8 protein-coding genes and 4 pseudogenes are annotated in these 15,296 nt (G+C 61.0%); 7 read left to right on the plus strand and 5 right to left on the minus strand.

Translation table 11 applies throughout. From position 1 onward, the window contains the following. The first annotated feature begins 90 nt into the window (after positions 1-90). From hrpA to BZ163_RS35755, 3 genes and pseudogenes are all read left to right on the plus strand, one after another. A pseudogene (gene hrpA, locus BZ163_RS18120) lies at positions 91-4,005 on the plus strand (ATP-dependent RNA helicase HrpA). A 432-nt stretch (positions 4,006-4,437) separates the two neighbouring features. Then, the gene (locus tag BZ163_RS18125; protein ID WP_128872052.1) at positions 4,438-5,559 is read left to right on the plus strand and encodes a beta-ketoacyl-ACP synthase III; all 1,122 of its coding nucleotides are present in this window, start codon (positions 4,438-4,440) and stop codon (positions 5,557-5,559) included. A gap of 25 nt (positions 5,560-5,584) precedes the next feature. Next, a pseudogene (locus tag BZ163_RS35755) lies at positions 5,585-5,671 on the plus strand (outer membrane lipoprotein carrier protein LolA); the annotation flags it as partial. A gap of 124 nt (positions 5,672-5,795) precedes the next feature. Here BZ163_RS35755 and BZ163_RS18135 read toward each other — a convergent pair. Further along, entirely contained in the window at positions 5,796-7,088 is a 1,293-nt protein-coding gene (locus tag BZ163_RS18135) for a putative porin (RefSeq protein ID WP_128872053.1), read from the minus strand. Between the two features lie 289 nt (positions 7,089-7,377). Between BZ163_RS18135 and BZ163_RS18140 the strand changes: the two genes are divergently transcribed. Continuing rightward, positions 7,378-8,502, plus strand: a complete 1,125-nt coding sequence (locus BZ163_RS18140; RefSeq protein ID WP_128872054.1) for a GNAT family N-acetyltransferase — start codon at positions 7,378-7,380, stop codon at positions 8,500-8,502. Between the two features lie 68 nt (positions 8,503-8,570). On the opposite strand, the gene BZ163_RS18145 is transcribed toward BZ163_RS18140, so the two are convergent. The 4 genes and pseudogenes from BZ163_RS18145 to BZ163_RS18160 all read right to left on the minus strand — a co-directional run bounded on the left by BZ163_RS18145 (position 8,571) and on the right by BZ163_RS18160 (position 12,794). After that, positions 8,571-10,403, minus strand: a complete 1,833-nt coding sequence (locus BZ163_RS18145) for an ABC transporter ATP-binding protein (RefSeq protein WP_128872055.1) — start codon at positions 10,401-10,403, stop codon at positions 8,571-8,573. Between the two features lie 82 nt (positions 10,404-10,485). Continuing rightward, the gene (locus BZ163_RS18150) at positions 10,486-11,046 is read right to left on the minus strand and encodes a peptidylprolyl isomerase (RefSeq protein WP_128872056.1); all 561 of its coding nucleotides are present in this window, start codon (positions 11,044-11,046) and stop codon (positions 10,486-10,488) included. Positions 11,047-11,049: 3 nt separating this feature from the next. Further along, positions 11,050-11,855, minus strand: a pseudogene (locus BZ163_RS18155) (alpha/beta fold hydrolase). Positions 11,856-11,869: 14 nt separating this feature from the next. Next, positions 11,870-12,794 (minus strand): annotated as a pseudogene (locus BZ163_RS18160) (LysR family transcriptional regulator). 48 nt (positions 12,795-12,842) lie between these two features. Between BZ163_RS18160 and BZ163_RS18165 the strand changes: the two are divergent. From BZ163_RS18165 to BZ163_RS18175, 3 genes are all read left to right on the plus strand, one after another. Next, positions 12,843-13,172, plus strand: coding sequence for a 3-phosphoglycerate kinase (locus tag BZ163_RS18165; RefSeq protein ID WP_128872058.1), 330 nt, complete (start codon positions 12,843-12,845; stop codon positions 13,170-13,172). Positions 13,173-13,416: 244 nt separating this feature from the next. Beyond that, positions 13,417-14,016, plus strand: a complete 600-nt coding sequence (locus tag BZ163_RS18170; protein ID WP_128872059.1) for an FMN-dependent NADH-azoreductase — start codon at positions 13,417-13,419, stop codon at positions 14,014-14,016. A gap of 336 nt (positions 14,017-14,352) precedes the next feature. Further along, positions 14,353-15,219, plus strand: coding sequence for a carboxylate/amino acid/amine transporter (locus tag BZ163_RS18175; RefSeq protein WP_128872060.1), 867 nt, complete (start codon positions 14,353-14,355; stop codon positions 15,217-15,219). Positions 15,220-15,296 lie beyond the last annotated feature (77 nt).

The following is a 15,296-nucleotide window of genomic DNA, read 5'->3' on the forward strand; positions in this document are numbered from 1 at the left end:
CGCCTTCGCCAGCAAGCCGGCTCCTACAATAGTCCTTCAAATCTGCGACAATCCGCCCCCTGCGCCACTAGACGACTTATTGCGTACCTGATGACTGACGAATCGCCTTCCATCGACAAACTGCTGAAAAACCTCGATCACGCCATGCTCGCCGACCGCCACCGGCTGCGGCGGCAGTTGCTCGAGCTGCGCAAGAAACCTGACGAGGCCAAGCTGGCCCAGTGGGCGGCGCGCCTGCAAGCGTCCTGTGATCAGGTGCTGGCGCGGCGCGCCAGCCTGCCGGTGGTGCGTTACGACGACAGCCTGCCGATCGCCGCCAAGCGCGATGAAATCAAGGCGGTCGCTGCTCAAGCATCAGGTGCTGATCATTGCTGGCGAAACCGGTTCGGGTAAAACCACCCAGTTGCCGAAGATCTGCCTGGAAATCGGTCGCGGCCAGCATGGCCTGATCGGCCACACCCAGCCCCGCCGGATCGCTGCGCGCAGCGTGGCCAGCCGGGTCGCCGAAGAACTGGGCACGCCGTTGGGCGCGCTGGTCGGCTATCAGGTGCGGTTCGAGGATCAGAGCGATGCCAACACCCTGATCAAGCTGATGACCGACGGCATCCTGCTGGCGGAAACCCAGAACGACCGCTACCTCGAACGCTACGACACGATCATCGTCGACGAAGCCCACGAACGCAGCCTGAACATCGATTTCCTGCTCGGTTACCTGAAAACCCTGCTGCCCCGTCGTCCGGATCTGAAAGTCATCATCACCTCGGCGACCATCGACCTGGAGCGTTTTTCCAAGCACTTCGATGATGCACCGATCGTCGAAGTCTCCGGGCGCACTTTCCCGGTAGAGACCTGGTATCGCCCGCTGACCCTGGAGCAGGACGAGGAGGGCAACCGCGTCGAGGATGACTTGACTGTGGATCAGGCCATTCTGGCCACCCTCGACGAAATCGCCGCGTTCGAACGCAGCGAGCGCAAGAGCCCGGGCGATGTGCTGGTGTTCCTGCCCGGTGAGCGCGAGATTCGCGACGCCGCCGACATGTTGCGCAAGGCCCAGCTCAAGCACACCGAAATCCTGCCGCTGTATGCACGCTTGTCGCCGGCCGAGCAGCAGCGGATTTTCCAGTCGCACCCAGGCCGGCGCGTGGTGCTGGCGACCAACGTCGCCGAAACCTCGCTGACGGTGCCGGGCATTCGCTTACGTGATCGACAGCGGCACCGCGCGCATCAGTCGCTACAGCTACCGGGCCAAGGTCCAGCGCCTGCCCATCGAAGCCATTTCCCAGGCCAGCGCCAACCAACGCAAAGGCCGTTGCGGGCGGGTCGAACCGGGCATCTGCGTGCGGCTGTTCAGCGAAGAGGACTTTATCGGTCGTCCGGAATTTACCGACCCGGAGATCCTGCGCACCAACCTGGCGGCGGTGATCTTGCAGATGCTGCACCTGCGCCTGGGCGAGATCACCGATTTCCCGTTTATCGAGCCACCGGATGGCAAGGCCATCAGCGACGGTTTCAACCTGCTGCAAGAACTCTCGGCAGTGGACCGCAACAGCCAGTTGACCCCGCTGGGTCGTCAACTGGCGAGACTGCCGGTGGACCCGCGCATGGGCCGCATGCTGCTGGAAGCGGCGAAGCTCGGCAGCTTGCAGGAAGTGCTGATCGTCGCCAGCGCCATGTCGATCCAGGACCCGCGCGAACGTCCGCCGGAGCGTCAGCAAGCGGCGGATCAGGCCCACGCGCAATGGAAGGACGTGGACTCGGACTTCGCCGGGCTGGTCAACCTGTGGCGTGGTTTTGAAGAACAGCGCCAGGCGCTGACGGCGAGTCCGTTGCGCAACTGGTGCCGCAAGAATTTCCTCAATTACCTGCGCCTGCGCGAGTGGCGCGATTCTCACCGGCAGTTGAGCCTGATCTGCCGCGACATGCAGCTGAGCCTCAATAAAGAGCCGGCGGATTACCCGAAGCTGCACAAAGCCGTGCTCTCGGGCCTGCTCAGCCAGATCGGCCAGAAAACCGAAGACGGCGACTACCTCGGTGCCCGCCAGCGCCGCTTCTGGATTCACCCGTCCTCCGGGCTGGGTAAAAAGCGCCCGCAATGGTTGATGGCCGCCGAACTGGTGGAGACCACCAAGCTTTATGCGCGGATGGTGGCCAAGATCGATGCCGACTGGATCGAGCCGCTCGCCGGGCACCTGATCAAGAAAAACCACTTCGAACCCCATTGGGAGAAGAAGCGCGGCCAGGTCGTGGCGTTCGAGCAGATCACCTTGTTCGGGCTGATCGTGGTCGGTCGCCGGCCGGTGCACTATGGGCCGATCGATCCTGTGACGTCCCGTGAGTTGTTCATTCGTGAAGGTTTGGTGCGTGGCGAGATCCAGTCCCGGGCCAGATGCCTGACGGCGAACAAAGAACTGTTGGAGCAGCTCGACGAACTCGAAGCCAAGGCGCGTCGCCGGGACATTCTGGCCGACGAAGAAACCCTGTTCGCCTTCTACGACGCGCGCCTGCCGGCCGAGATCCACCAGACCGCGACCTTCGACAGCTGGTACCGGGTCAACAGCCAGAAAGATCCCCAGCTGCTGATCATGCGCGAAGAAGACGTGCTGGCCCGCGAGGCCAGTGAAGTCACTGCCGCGCATTACCCGGATACCTTGCACATCGGCGATCTGGAACTGGCCCTGAGTTACCACTTCGAGCCCAACCATCCACGCGACGGCGTCACCCTGCGGGTGCCGGCACCGCTGTTGCCGATGCTGCCGCCGGAACGCCTGGAGTGGCTGGTGCCGGGCGTGATCGAGGCCAAGTGCATTGCGCTGGTGCGTAACCTGCCCAAGGCCCTGCGCAAGAACTTCGTGCCGGTGCCGGACTTCGTCAAGGCAGCGCTGCAGCGCATGACCTTCGCCGAGGGCTCGTTGCCGCAGGCGTTGGGTCGTGAATTGCTGCGCATGACGGGGGCGCGGGTCAGCGATGAAGCCTGGGCCGAAGCGGCGCAGCAGGTCGACAGCCATTTGCGGATGAACCTGGAAATCGTCGACGGCCAGGGCAAGTTCCTCGGTGAAGGCCGGGACCTGGCCGAGTTGACCGCGCGCTTTGCCGAGGCGAGCCAGGCGGCGTTGGCCGTGCCGCAAACCGCGAAAAGCCAGCAGCCGGTGGAGGCGAAAGTCTTTGCCGCCGTCGCTGAGAAAACCCAGCAGAAGATCGCCGGGCTGTCGATGACGGTGTATCCGGCGCTGGTGGAAGAGAGCGGCACGGTCAAGGAAGGGCGTTTCTCGACGCCGGCCGAAGCCGAGTTCCAGCATCGCCGGGCCTTGCAGCGCTTGCTGATGCAGCAATTGGCCGAGCCGGCGAAGTTCCTGCGCGGCAAGTTGCCGGGGCTGACCGAACTGGGCCTGATGTACCGCGACATGGGGCGTATCGACAGCCTGGTGGAAGACATCTGCTGGCCAGCCTCGACAAGCTGCATCCTTCGACGGCGAAGACCCGCTGCCGCGCGATGGCGCTGCACTGGCGGCGCTGGCCGAGCGCAAACGTGGCGGCTGGACCGAGCACGCCGAGCGATTGGCGAAGCTGACGCTGGAGATTCTCAAGCACTGGCACGGTCTGCAGAAGCGCTTCAAGGGCAAGATCGACCTGGCGCAAGCCGTGGCCCTGAACGACATCAAGCAGCAGCTCAGTCATCTGGTCTATCCGGGTTTCGTGCGTGAAACGCCGATGCAGTGGCTCAAGGAACTGCCGCGTTATCTCAAGGCCATCGAGCAACGCTTTGAAAAACTCGGCGCCCAGGTGCAGAAGGACCGGGTCTGGAGCGGCGAGTTGTCCGGGCTCTGGAGCCAATACCAGACCCGCGCCAACAAGCACGCCCAGGAAGGCAAGCGCGACCCGCAGCTGGAGCTTTATCGCTGGTGGCTGGAGGAATACCGGGTGTCGTTGTTCGCCCAGCAGTTGGGGACCAAGGTGCCGATCTCCGACAAGCGCCTGGGCAAGCAATGGACCCAGGTCGAACCCTGACACGCCCCCCTGTAGGAGCTGGCTTGCCAGCGAAAGCGGCCTCAAACCTTGTATCGCCCACGAAGACGCCTTCGCCAGGCCGGGCTCCTACAGGGGATTGCGTTGACCACTCTCCATCTGCATACCGGAGATCGTGTAGGAGCTGGCTTGCCAGCGAAAGCGGCCTCAAGCCTTGCATCGCCCTCGAAGACGCTTTCGCCGGCAAGCCGGGCTCCTACAGGGTTTGCGTGATGGTGCCCGGTTCGCAAAAGGCGCCAAAACCCCAGGTTTATGGCAAACTTCGCGCCTATAAACGCCAGTCCCGCAGTTTTCAGCCTTCACGGGCCCGGGCGGATCGGAATAAAGCGATGCCAGGTTGCCCTGGAGTAGACCCTTTGCGTATTGGTACGTCGGTGCCAATGCTTTCTGCCTGAACAGATCAGAGAAACGACCATGCATAACGTCGTCATCAGTGGCACCGGCTTGTACACCCCGGCCAACAGCATTTCCAACGAAGAGCTGGTGCAGTCTTTCAATACTTACGTCGGGCAGTTCAACGCCGATAACGCCGAAGCCATTGCCCGCGGTGAAATCGAAGCGCTGACCGAATCCAGCGCGGCATTTATCGAAAAAGCCTCTGGCATCAAAAGCCGCTTCGTCATGGACAAGGACGGCATCCTCGACCCGCAACGCATGGCGCCACGCCTGCCGGAGCGCTCGAATGACGAGTGGTCGGTGCTCTGCCAGATGGCCATCGGCGCTGCCGAGCAAGCCCTGCAGCGTGCGGGCAAGACCGCCGCGGACATTGACGGCGTGATCGTCGCCTGTTCCAACCTGCAGCGTGCCTACCCGGCCATCGCCATCGAAGTCCAGGAAGCGCTGGGCATCCAGGGTTTCGGCTTCGACATGAACGTCGCCTGTTCCTCGGCGACTTTCGGCATCCAGACCGCGGCGAACAGCGTGCAACTGGGCCAGGCCCGGGCGATCCTGATGGTCAACCCGGAAGTCTGCACCGGTCACCTGAATTTCCGCGACCGCGACAGTCATTTCATCTTTGGCGACGCCGCGACCGCGGTGATCATCGAACGTGCCGACCTGGCCACCTCCCAGTACCAGTTCGACATCGTCAGCACAAAGCTGCTGACCAAGTTCTCCAACAACATCCGCAACAACTTCGGCTTCCTCAATCGCGCAGCGGAAGAAGGCATCGACACCAAGGACAAACTGTTCGTCCAGGAAGGCCGCAAGGTGTTCAAGGACGTCTGCCCGATGGTCGCGGAACTGATCGCCAACCATCTGGAAGAAAACCAGCTCAACGTCACTGACGTGAAGCGTTTCTGGCTGCACCAGGCCAACCTCAGCATGAACCACTTGATCGTCAGGAAACTGCTGGGCCGCGAAGCCACCGAAGAAGAAGCGCCGGTGATTCTCGACACCTATGCCAACACCAGCTCTGCCGGTTCGGTGATTGCCTTTCACAAGCATCAGGATGATCTGGCGGCCGGTTCGCTGGCGGTGCTCAGCTCGTTCGGCGCCGGTTATTCGATTGGTAGCGTGATTTTGCGCAAGCGCTGAATCCGCCCCTTCTGTAGGAGCGAGCTTGCTCGCGAAGGTCGTCAACGATAACGCTGGCAACCTGACACCCCGCAGCGCTCTCAGGTTTTTCGCGAGCAAGCTCGCTCCTACAGGGGTTGGCAAAAACAAAACAGCCTGGCGTTGCTGCATCGGACGGATGATGGGGACCGATGCAGCAACGCCAGGCAGTAAAAAATGCGGCTCAGGCTTCCTTGCCCGAGCCATGTAGCGAGGAATCAGAACTTGGCTTCTGCATCCAGCTGCAGGGTGTTGATCTTCGAATCCCGCAGGTTGGCGTTGGTAAAGTCGGAGTCAGCCATGAAGTACGTCGCGCCGAGGGCGAAGTTCTTGTCGATCTCGTAGCTCACTTTCAACTTGCTGCCGCGCGAACCGGTGAAACCGTTGGCGAAGTCGGAGTCGGTAAAGGCACCGACCACGGCGTTACGCTGTACGTCGCGATAGTTGTAATCCACGCCGAAGCCGTAGAACTTGGTCTTGACCCCGGCCAGCCAGCCCATGTCCTGATCGTTGCTCGCACTGTCGTTGTTGACGATTTGACCGTACAGCGACAGTGGCATCGGCAGACCGCCGATGTCGAGCTGACCGAAGCCTTCGTACACTTTGAACTCTTCGCCCGGGCTGTTGCCGTTGATAGCCAGTGTCGCGGCGTCCTCGTCGTTGTCGTAAGCGTAAAGACTGCCACCGAGCGTCATTTTCAGGTTGTCGGTGATCGCGAAGCGTGCGCCCAACTGGCCAGCATACAGACGCAGGTCGTGACGGAACTGTTTGCCTTCGCCGTCGACGTTGTCCTGAAGAGTGTAGTGGCCGGCGCTACCGAATAGCTCGGCCGTGCTGCCTAGCGGGTATTTGTAAGTCACCGCCAGACCTTCCGGGCTGATGTCGCTATCCCAGATGATGTCGCCCATGCTCACCCATGGCTGTGGCATCTTGCCGCCGATCAAGTGCAAATTCTTGATGGCAGTCGGGTGGTAGTCGACGTAGCCCTGGTCCAGCCAGATATCTTTCTTGGAGAAGTTGCCTTCCAGGCTCTGGTTGGTGGAGCGAGCGTCGTTGTTGTTGCCAGTGGCGATACGAATGCCGGTGTCCACTTGCGGATTGATTTCGGTGTAGGCGCCCAGGCGGGCACGAATACGTTGGCGGTCCTGGTCGCCGGAGTTGGACACGCCGTCGTTCTTGACCGTCTCCTGACGGAAACGCACGTCGCCCTTGAACTGGGTCTTGGCCGCCCACGCCAGTTTCTGGTCGAAGGTGCTCAGCTCATTGGTTTTCTTCGCGGTGGCCGCGATTTGTTCGTTGGTCTCTTGCTGAGCCTGACGGGCAATCTGCTGGTCCTTCTGATCCTTGGCCAGTTCGGCCTGCAGTTCAGCGTACTGCGCCTGGGAAATCGAACCGTTGGCCTTGAGCATGTCGAGCAGTTTGGCGTCGACTGCGGCGCTGGCCGGAATACTCATGGCCAGCATCAGGCCACCGCACACGGCTGCCGCAGTTTTCGTGGAAGCAAGACGCATATCAATCTCCGAAGATGTAAGAGGATGACTGAGCCATCCAGAACACAACCGACCTTGAGGACGGAAACAGGGGCCGGGTAGAACCCGACGCTCTAAAAACTGGCGCCAGTATCGCGATCGATTATGACAAAGCAGTGGCAAAATGATGGCGTCTCGATGACCGTACCGATGCACCTGGAACCACCTGGAAACCCCTATCCAGAGCGCTGCGGTCGGATAGAGCGTGTGGAGAGCTGCGCGATAAGCGATACTCGCGGGGCTTTCACGCAAAGAAGTGGAGAGGAAGTTGATGCCGTTGCAACGTCTGGAAAATCTGTCCGAAATTGCTGCGAACACCTGGGATGCCCTGGTGCCGGATAGCCAGCCATTCCTGCGCCATGCTTTTCTCTGCGCCCTGGAAGACAGCGGTAGCGTCGGCCCGCATTCCGGCTGGCAACCCGAGCATTTGCTGAACATCGAAGGCGATCGCCTGATTGCCGCGCTGCCCGGTTACCGCAAATGGCATTCCTATGGCGAGTACGTGTTCGATCACGCCTGGGCCGATGCCTGCGAGCGCGCCGGCATCGACTATTACCCCAAGCTGTTGAGCGCCGTACCGTTCAGCCCGGTCAGTGGCCCGCGCTTGCTGGCGGCCTCCCTCGAAGATGGTTTCGAGCTGTTGAAAAGCCTGCCCGGCTACCTTGAGATCGAACAGCTCTCAAGTGCTCACATCAACTTCACCGATCCCTTCACCGATGCCGCATTGGCCGAACAACCGGGCTGGTTGCAGCGCATCGGCTGTCAGTACCACTGGCAGAATCGCGGCTATCGGGACTTTCAGGATTTCCTCGACGTCCTCAGTTCGCGCAAGCGCAAGCAGATGCGCAAAGAGCGCGAGCAAGTGGCGGGGCAGGGGATTGATTTCGAATGGCTTGAAGGTCGACAGCTGGATCAGCTGCAGTGGGATTTTGTCTATGCCTGCTATGCCAACACCTACGCAGTGCGGCGGCAACGGCCTTATCTGACCCGGGAGTTTTTCAGTCTGCTGGCCGAACGGATGCCGGAAGCGATTCGCGTGGTGTTGGCCAAACAGGGCTCGCGGCCGGTCGCCATGGCGTTCAGCCTGGTGGGTGGCGACAGTTTTTACGGTCGTTACTGGGGGTGCCTGGCGGAGTTTGACCGGCTGCATTTCGAAACCTGTTTCTACCAGGGCATGGACTATGCCATTGCCAATGGCTTCCAGCGTTTCGACGCCGGGGCGCAGGGTGAGCACAAGTTGATTCGCGGGTTTGAACCGGTTATCACCCATTCCTGGCACTACCTGCGCCATCCCGGCCTGAAGGCCGCGGTCAAGGACTTCCTGCGCCAGGAGCGCGTCGGAGTGCTGGCGTATGCCGAGGAAGCACGAACCGCGTTGCCCTATCGGCAAAGCTGATCGACTGACGCTGTGGCCCAGGCAAAACAAAATCTAATGTGGGAGCGGGCCGTGGTAGTCGGCCAGGGTTAATCGATCCCGACAAACCCACCCGTCTGGTGCTGCCACAACCGCGCATATAACCCGCCATGGGCCAGCAGTTCGGCATGGCTGCCGGTTTCGGCGATCGTGCCTTTTTCCAGCACCACCAGCCGGTCCATCCGGGCAATGGTCGAGAGCCGGTGGGCGATGGCGATCACGGTCTTGCCCTGCATCAGGGTTTCGAGGCTTTCCTGGATCGCCGCTTCGACCTCCGAATCCAGCGCCGAGGTGGCTTCGTCCATGATCAGGATCGGCGCGTCCTTGAGCAGCACCCGGGCAATCGCAATACGCTGACGCTGGCCGCCGGAGAGCTTCACCCCGCGCTCACCGACGTGGGCATCGAAGCCGGTACGCCCTTCGGAGTCCGACAGCAACGGGATGAACTCGTCGGCCCGGGCCTTGCGTACCGCTTCCCACAACTCGGGGTCGGTGGCGTCGGGCTTGCCGTACAGCAGATTGTCGCGGATCGAGCGGTGCAGCAGCGACGTATCCTGGGTGATCATGCCGATACGCTCGCGCAGGCTTTCCTGGCCGACCTCGGCGATGTTCTGGCCGTCGATGAGAATCCGCCCGCCCTGCACGTCATACAGGCGCAACAGCAGATTGACCAGGGTCGATTTACCGGCGCCGGACGGGCCGATCAGGCCGATTTTCTCGCCAGGTTTAATGATCAGGTCGAGGTCGGCGATGATCCCGCTCTTCTTGCCGTAGTGGAAATCCACCTGCTCGAAACGCACTTCGCCACGGGGCACCACCAAGGGCTTGGCCTGCTCGCGGTCGGTGACGCTGACCGGTTGGGAAATAGACTGCAGACCGTCCTGGACCATGCCGATGTTTTCGAAAATGCCGGTGACCACCCACATGATCCAGCCGGACATGTTGACGATACGGATCACCAGGCCGGTGGCCAGCGCAATGGCCCCCACGGTGATCAGCGACTGCGTCCACAGCCACAACGCCAGGCCGGTGGTGCAGACGATCAGCAAGCCGTTCATGCTGGTGATGACCACGTCCATGCTGGTCACAACCCGGCCGGCCAGTTGGGCTTTTTCAGTTTGTTCCTTGATCGCTTCGCGCGCGTATTGCTGCTCGAAGTTGGTGTGGGCGAACAGCTTCAGGGTGGTGATGTTGGTATAGCCGTCGACTATCCGCCCCATGAGTTTGGAGCGCGCATCGGAGGACACCACCGAGCGCTCCTTGACCCGCGGCACGAAGTAATAAAGGGCACTGATGAAGGCGACGATCCAGGTCAGCAGCGGGATCATCAGGCGCCAGTCGGCCTCGGCGAACAGCACCAGCGAGCTGATCGCGTAGATCAGCACATGCCACAGCGCGTCCACCGCTTGCACGGCCGAGTCGCGCAACGAGTTGCCGGTCTGCATGATGCGTTGGGCGATGCGTCCGGCGAAGTCGTTCTGGAAAAAATTCAGGCTCTGCTTGAGCACATAACTGTGGTTCTGCCAGCGGATCAGGCTGGTCATGCTCGGGCTCAGGGTCTGGTGCACCAGCAGGTCATGCAGGCCAACAAAAATCGGCCGAAAAACCAGGGCGACCACCGCCATCCAGGCCAGCTCGATCCCGTGTTCCTTGAAGAAATCGACGTTAGGCGTGCCTTGGGTCAGGTCGATGATCCGACTCAGGTAACTGAACAACGCCACTTCGATCAGCGCGCCGATCAGACCGACGAGCAGCAGCACGGCGAAACTCGGCCAGACCTGCTTCAAGTAATAGGTATAAAAGGGGAGAACCCGATCCGGTGGAGCGGCCGTCGGTGCATCGCGGAAAATGTCGATCAGTTTCTCGAAACGGCGATAAAGCATCAGTTCTCCGCCCGCGCACGGGCTCTCCTTTGAACAGTGTGAGCGGCGCACTCCGGCAGCCGCTCAAGACTTGCCGTGTAGCTTAGTCGATGACTTTGGCCGACTTGATGAACACCGGGTCGGCCGGCACATCTTTCATGCCGCCACGGGTGGTGGTTGGCGTGTTGACGATGATGTCCACCACGTCCATGCCTTTGACGACTTTACCGAACACCGCATAGCCGTCGCCCTGGTCCAGGAAGTCGTTGTCCTTGACGTTGACGAAGAACTGGCTGGTGGCCGAGTCCGGCACGGAAGTACGGGCCATGGACAGGGTGCCACGGACGTTGTGCAGGCCGTTCTTGGACTCGTTCTTGATCGGTGCCTTGGTGTCTTTCTGCTGCATTTGTTGAGTGAAACCACCACCCTGGACCATGAAGCCCGGAATCACCCGGTGGAAAATCGTGTTGTTGTAGAAGCCGCTGTTGACGTAATCAAGGAAGTTCTTGGTACTGATCGGCGCCTTGACCGGGTCCAGTTCGATCTCGATCTGGCCATTGGTGGTTTCAAGCAGCACGTGCGGCGCCTTGGCGGCGGGCGTTGCGGCCATCAGATTGGCGGCAAACAGCACGGAGCCGGCGACGAGGGCGATTTTTTTCAGCATGGGTCAGTGATCCTGATTGGGTTTGTGTCGACTGCGGTGAGAAACTCGAGCAGGGTTTGGTTGAAGCGTTCGGGTTGATCCAGCGGGGTGGCGTGGCGCGAGTCGGCGACCACCACCAGCCGCGCATCGGGCAGCAGTTTTACGTACTTCTCTTTCAGCGATACCGGTGTGTAGTCACGGTCGGCGCTGATGATGAGAGTTGGACAGGCAACCCTGGAAAGTCGTTCCTGAACCCCCCAGCCTATGATCGCATCGAAGCTGGCGAGATAAGCACGCTTGTCGTTTTTTGCCCAGCGCTCGGCTATTTTTTGTCGCAATTGAGCCTGCTCGGGTTCAGGAAACAGCTTGGCGCCCAGGGCTTTGCCGATGGCGCCCATGCTGAACACGTGCATCAGGCTCCAGCGTTTGAACCACTGCCAATAATCATCGCGACTGCGCAGTTTGACCTCCGGCCCGCTGTTGACGATGCACAGGCTTTTGAGCAGCTGCGGCTGGTCCACCGCCAGTTGAAAACCGATCATGCCCCCCATGGACAGGCCGACAAAATGCACCGGGCCAAGGTGCAAATGCTCGATCAGCGCGACCAGGTCGGCACTGAACCCGGCGATGCTGTAGCGTTCGCGGGGTTTATCGGAACGACCGTGGCCGCGTACATCCGGGACGATCACCCGGTAGCGCGCCGACAACGCCGGGATCTGCTGTTCCCAGTCCAGGGTGCTCGAACCCAGGCCGTGGACCAGCAGCAACGGCGCGCCGTGGCCATATTCCTCATAGTGCAGGTTACAACCTTCATGTTCGAAATAGGCCATGTTCTCACTCCGTGTCAGGCTTGTTCAGGGGCGGCGAAAGGCGCATCCAGCGGCGCGGTATCAAAGGTGCGCAGCAATTCGATGAGGATCTGTGTCGCCGGGCCCAGGGGTTTGTCCTTGTTCGAATACAGGTAGAAGCTCGGATTACGGCTGCCGCCCTGATCCAACGGTAGCAGCTTGAGCGTACCTTCCTTGAGTTCCCGTTCGATCATGTGCCGCGGCAACCAGGCAAAACCCAGGCCGCTGCCGACAAAGGTCGCCGCGGTGGCCAGGCTGCCGACGGTCCAGCGCTGTTCGGCACCGAGCCAGCCGACATCCCGTGGCTGCTGGCGACCGGAGTCGCGAATGACCACTTGCATCTGGCTTTCCAGGTCCTGGAAATTCAGTTCGCGATTGAGGCGGTGCAGGGGATGGTCGGGGTGGGCGACCGCGACGAATTCGACGTCGCTCAATTCCGCGCCCAGGTAACCGGGGATGCTGAAACCGGTAATGGCCAGATCGGCCACGCCCTCGAGCAATACCTCCTCTACGCCCGACAACACTTCTTCGCGCAGACGCACCCGGCAGCCACGGCTTTGCGGCATGAACGCGGTCAAGGCGCGCACGAGACGGGCGCTCGGGTACGCGGCGTCGACCACCAGGCGCACTTCCGCTTCCCAGCCTTGTTCCATGTGGTGGGCCAGGTCTTCGAGCTGACTGGCCTGTTTCACCAGTTGGCGGGAGCGACGCAGCAGCAGCCCCGCCGGCTTCGGTCAGCACCGCTTTGCGGCCGTCGATGCGCAGCAGCGGGACGCCGAGTTGATCCTGCATGCGTGCCACGGTGTAGCTGACCGACGATTGCGAGCGGTGCAGCGCTTCGGCGGCCTGGGCGAAACCACCGTGGTCGACCACGGCCTGTAGCGTTCGCCATTGATCAAGGGTCACGCGGGGCGCTTTCATGAACAGCTCCTCTTGTCTAAGCTGGCAGTCCTTATTGGAGACTGCTGAATGAAAAAGCTTTGTGGTGTGCTGTCGGGTTGTGTCGTGCTGGCGCTGCTGCCGCTGACGGCGTTTGCCTATCCGATCGATGTGCAGAAACAGCTGAACGGCATGAGCATCGACTACAACGCCTACGACACCGACAGCGACATCGCTTCCATTCAGGTCAACAACTTCGGCACGACCGATGCGATCTGCAAGGTGGTGTTCAACAATGGCCCGGAAGCACCGCGCACCCGCAGGATCGACGTGCCTGCCGGCAAGCACACCAATGCCACCGCGAAGTTCACCCGGACCATCATCAAGATGCGGATCAACCTGAGTTGCACCCCCAAATAGCATCGATGTCCCCTGTGGGAGCGGCGGTGCGACGATTCGACTTGCTCGCGAAGGCGGCGTATCAGTCGACAAACTTGTTGAATGGCACACCGCCTTCGCGAGCAAGCCCGCCCCACAGGGATGCTCAGTTTATAAACGAATTTATTGATGGGTTATAGCAGTTATTTGCGCTTTTTCATCGATATGGTTCTGTTTAACCTTCACTCCATCGACCTACAGCATTCTCAGATGGAGGCTACAGCCCATGTCCCGCGTTCTGATCATCGAAAGCAGTGCCCGTCAGCAAGACTCGGTTTCCCGTCAACTGACCCAGACCTTCATCAGCCAGTGGAAAGCCGCTCACCCTGACGACCAGATCACCGTGCGTGACCTGGCCGTCAACCCGGTGCCGCATCTGGACATCAACCTGTTGGGCGGTTGGATGAAACCCGCCGAGCAGCGCAACGACATCGAACAGGTTGCGCTGGAACGCTCCAACCAACTGACTGACGAACTGCTGGCCGCCGACGTGCTGGTCATGGCCGCGCCCATGTACAACTTCGCGATCCCGAGCACCCTCAAGGCCTGGCTCGACCACGTGCTGCGCGCCGGTGTGACCTTCAAGTACACCGAGACCGGCCCGCAAGGCTTGCTCAGCGGCAAGCGTGCCTACGTGCTGACCGCTCGCGGCGGGATCTATGCCGGCGGCCCGGCGGATCACCAGGAACCCTACCTGCGCCAGGTCATGGGCTTCATCGGCATTCACGACGTGACCTTCATTCACGCCGAAGGCATGAACCTGGGCGGTGACTTCCAGGAGAAAGGCCTGAACCAGGCCAACGCCAGGCTTTCCCAGGTCGCCTGAGCCGTTAATCGCCAGATAATCGCTGGAGGGCCTAATGACCTGACGCAACAATTGAACACGCATCAAACCTCCCTTTGCACTTGTTGCTCCTGAGTGCGGTAGCCCGATTGAACGCTTTAGCGAGATCGGGCTTTTTTTTGCCCGGGATTTGCTGGGCTCACACACAACCCCCTGTAGGAGCTGGCTTGGCCAGCGAAGGGGCCCTCAAGTCTTGCAGCGCTCTCCAGGCCGCCTTCGCTGGCAAGCCAGCTCCTACAGGGGGTTGTGTGTTGGTTGCCGAGTCGCGATAACGGGCAAAACCCGCTATCGTCGCCGCCATCCGAAAATGAGGCGAGCATGGGCTATCTACTTTTTGTCACGCTGATCCAGGCGTTTTCCTTCAGCCTGATCGGTGAATACCTGGCCGGACATGTCGACAGCTACTTCGCGGTGCTGGTGCGAGTCGTGCTCGCCGGCCTGGTCTTTATCCCGCTGACGCGCTGGCGCTCGGTGGAACCGGCGTTCATGCGCGGCATGCTGTTGATCGGCGCCTTGCAGTTCGGCGTGACGTACGTCTGCCTGTACCTGAGCTTCCGGGTGCTGACGGTGCCGGAAGTGTTGCTGTTCACCATCCTCACGCCGTTGCACGTGACCCTGATCGAAGATGCCCTGAACCGGCGTTTCAATCCCTGGGCCCTGGTGGCGGCCCTGGTGGCCGTGCTCGGCGCGGCGGTGATCCGCTTCGACCGGATCAACCCGGACTTCTTCATGGGTTTTTTGCTGCTGCAATTGGCCAACTTCACCTACGCGGCCGGGCAGGTGCTCTACAAACATCTGGTGGCCCGTCACCCAAGCGACCTGCCGCACTACCGGCGCTTCGGTTACTTCTACCTCGGCGCACTGGCGGTGGCATTGCCGGCGTTTCTGTTGTTCGGCAAACAGGACTTCCTGCCTGAGGCACCCCTGCAATGGGGCGTGCTGCTATTCCTCGGCCTGGTCTCGACGGCATTGGGCCTGTACTGGTGGAACAAGGGGGCGTGCCTGGTGAACGGCGGGACGCTGGCGGTGATGAACAATTTGCATGTGCCGGTGGGGCTGCTGATCAATTTGCTGATCTGGAATCAGGATGAAGAGCTGGGGCGGTTGTTCCTGGGCGGGTCGGTGATACTGATGGCGGTTTGGATCAGCCGGTTGGGTGTACGCAAACCTGTAACCGTACACTGAACCCTGTAGGAGCGAGGCTTGCCCGCGAAGGCGGTGTGTCAGTCAGGCGATGGGTGTCTGACACACGCCTTCGCGGG

Source organism: Pseudomonas sp. VI4.1 (genome assembly GCF_002029345.1).
Lineage (GTDB): Bacteria > Pseudomonadota > Gammaproteobacteria > Pseudomonadales > Pseudomonadaceae > Aquipseudomonas.

Excerpts from the sequence above, each read along its gene's own strand:
- BZ163_RS18150 (WP_128872056.1), bottom strand. The coding sequence starts at position 11,046 with ATGCTGAAAAAAATCGCCCTCGTCGCCGGCTCCGTGCTGTTTGCCGCC.
- BZ163_RS18140 (WP_128872054.1), top strand. The coding sequence starts at position 7,378 with ATGCCGTTGCAACGTCTGGAAAATCTGTCCGAAATTGCTGCGAACACC.
- BZ163_RS18135 (WP_128872053.1), bottom strand. The coding sequence starts at position 7,088 with ATGCGTCTTGCTTCCACGAAAACTGCGGCAGCCGTGTGCGGTGGCCTG.
- BZ163_RS18165 (WP_128872058.1), top strand. The coding sequence starts at position 12,843 with ATGAAAAAGCTTTGTGGTGTGCTGTCGGGTTGTGTCGTGCTGGCGCTG.
- BZ163_RS18175 (WP_128872060.1), top strand. The coding sequence starts at position 14,353 with ATGGGCTATCTACTTTTTGTCACGCTGATCCAGGCGTTTTCCTTCAGC.
- BZ163_RS18145 (WP_128872055.1), bottom strand. The coding sequence starts at position 10,403 with ATGCTTTATCGCCGTTTCGAGAAACTGATCGACATTTTCCGCGATGCA.
- BZ163_RS18170 (WP_128872059.1), top strand. The coding sequence starts at position 13,417 with ATGTCCCGCGTTCTGATCATCGAAAGCAGTGCCCGTCAGCAAGACTCG.
- BZ163_RS18125 (WP_128872052.1), top strand. The coding sequence starts at position 4,438 with ATGCATAACGTCGTCATCAGTGGCACCGGCTTGTACACCCCGGCCAAC.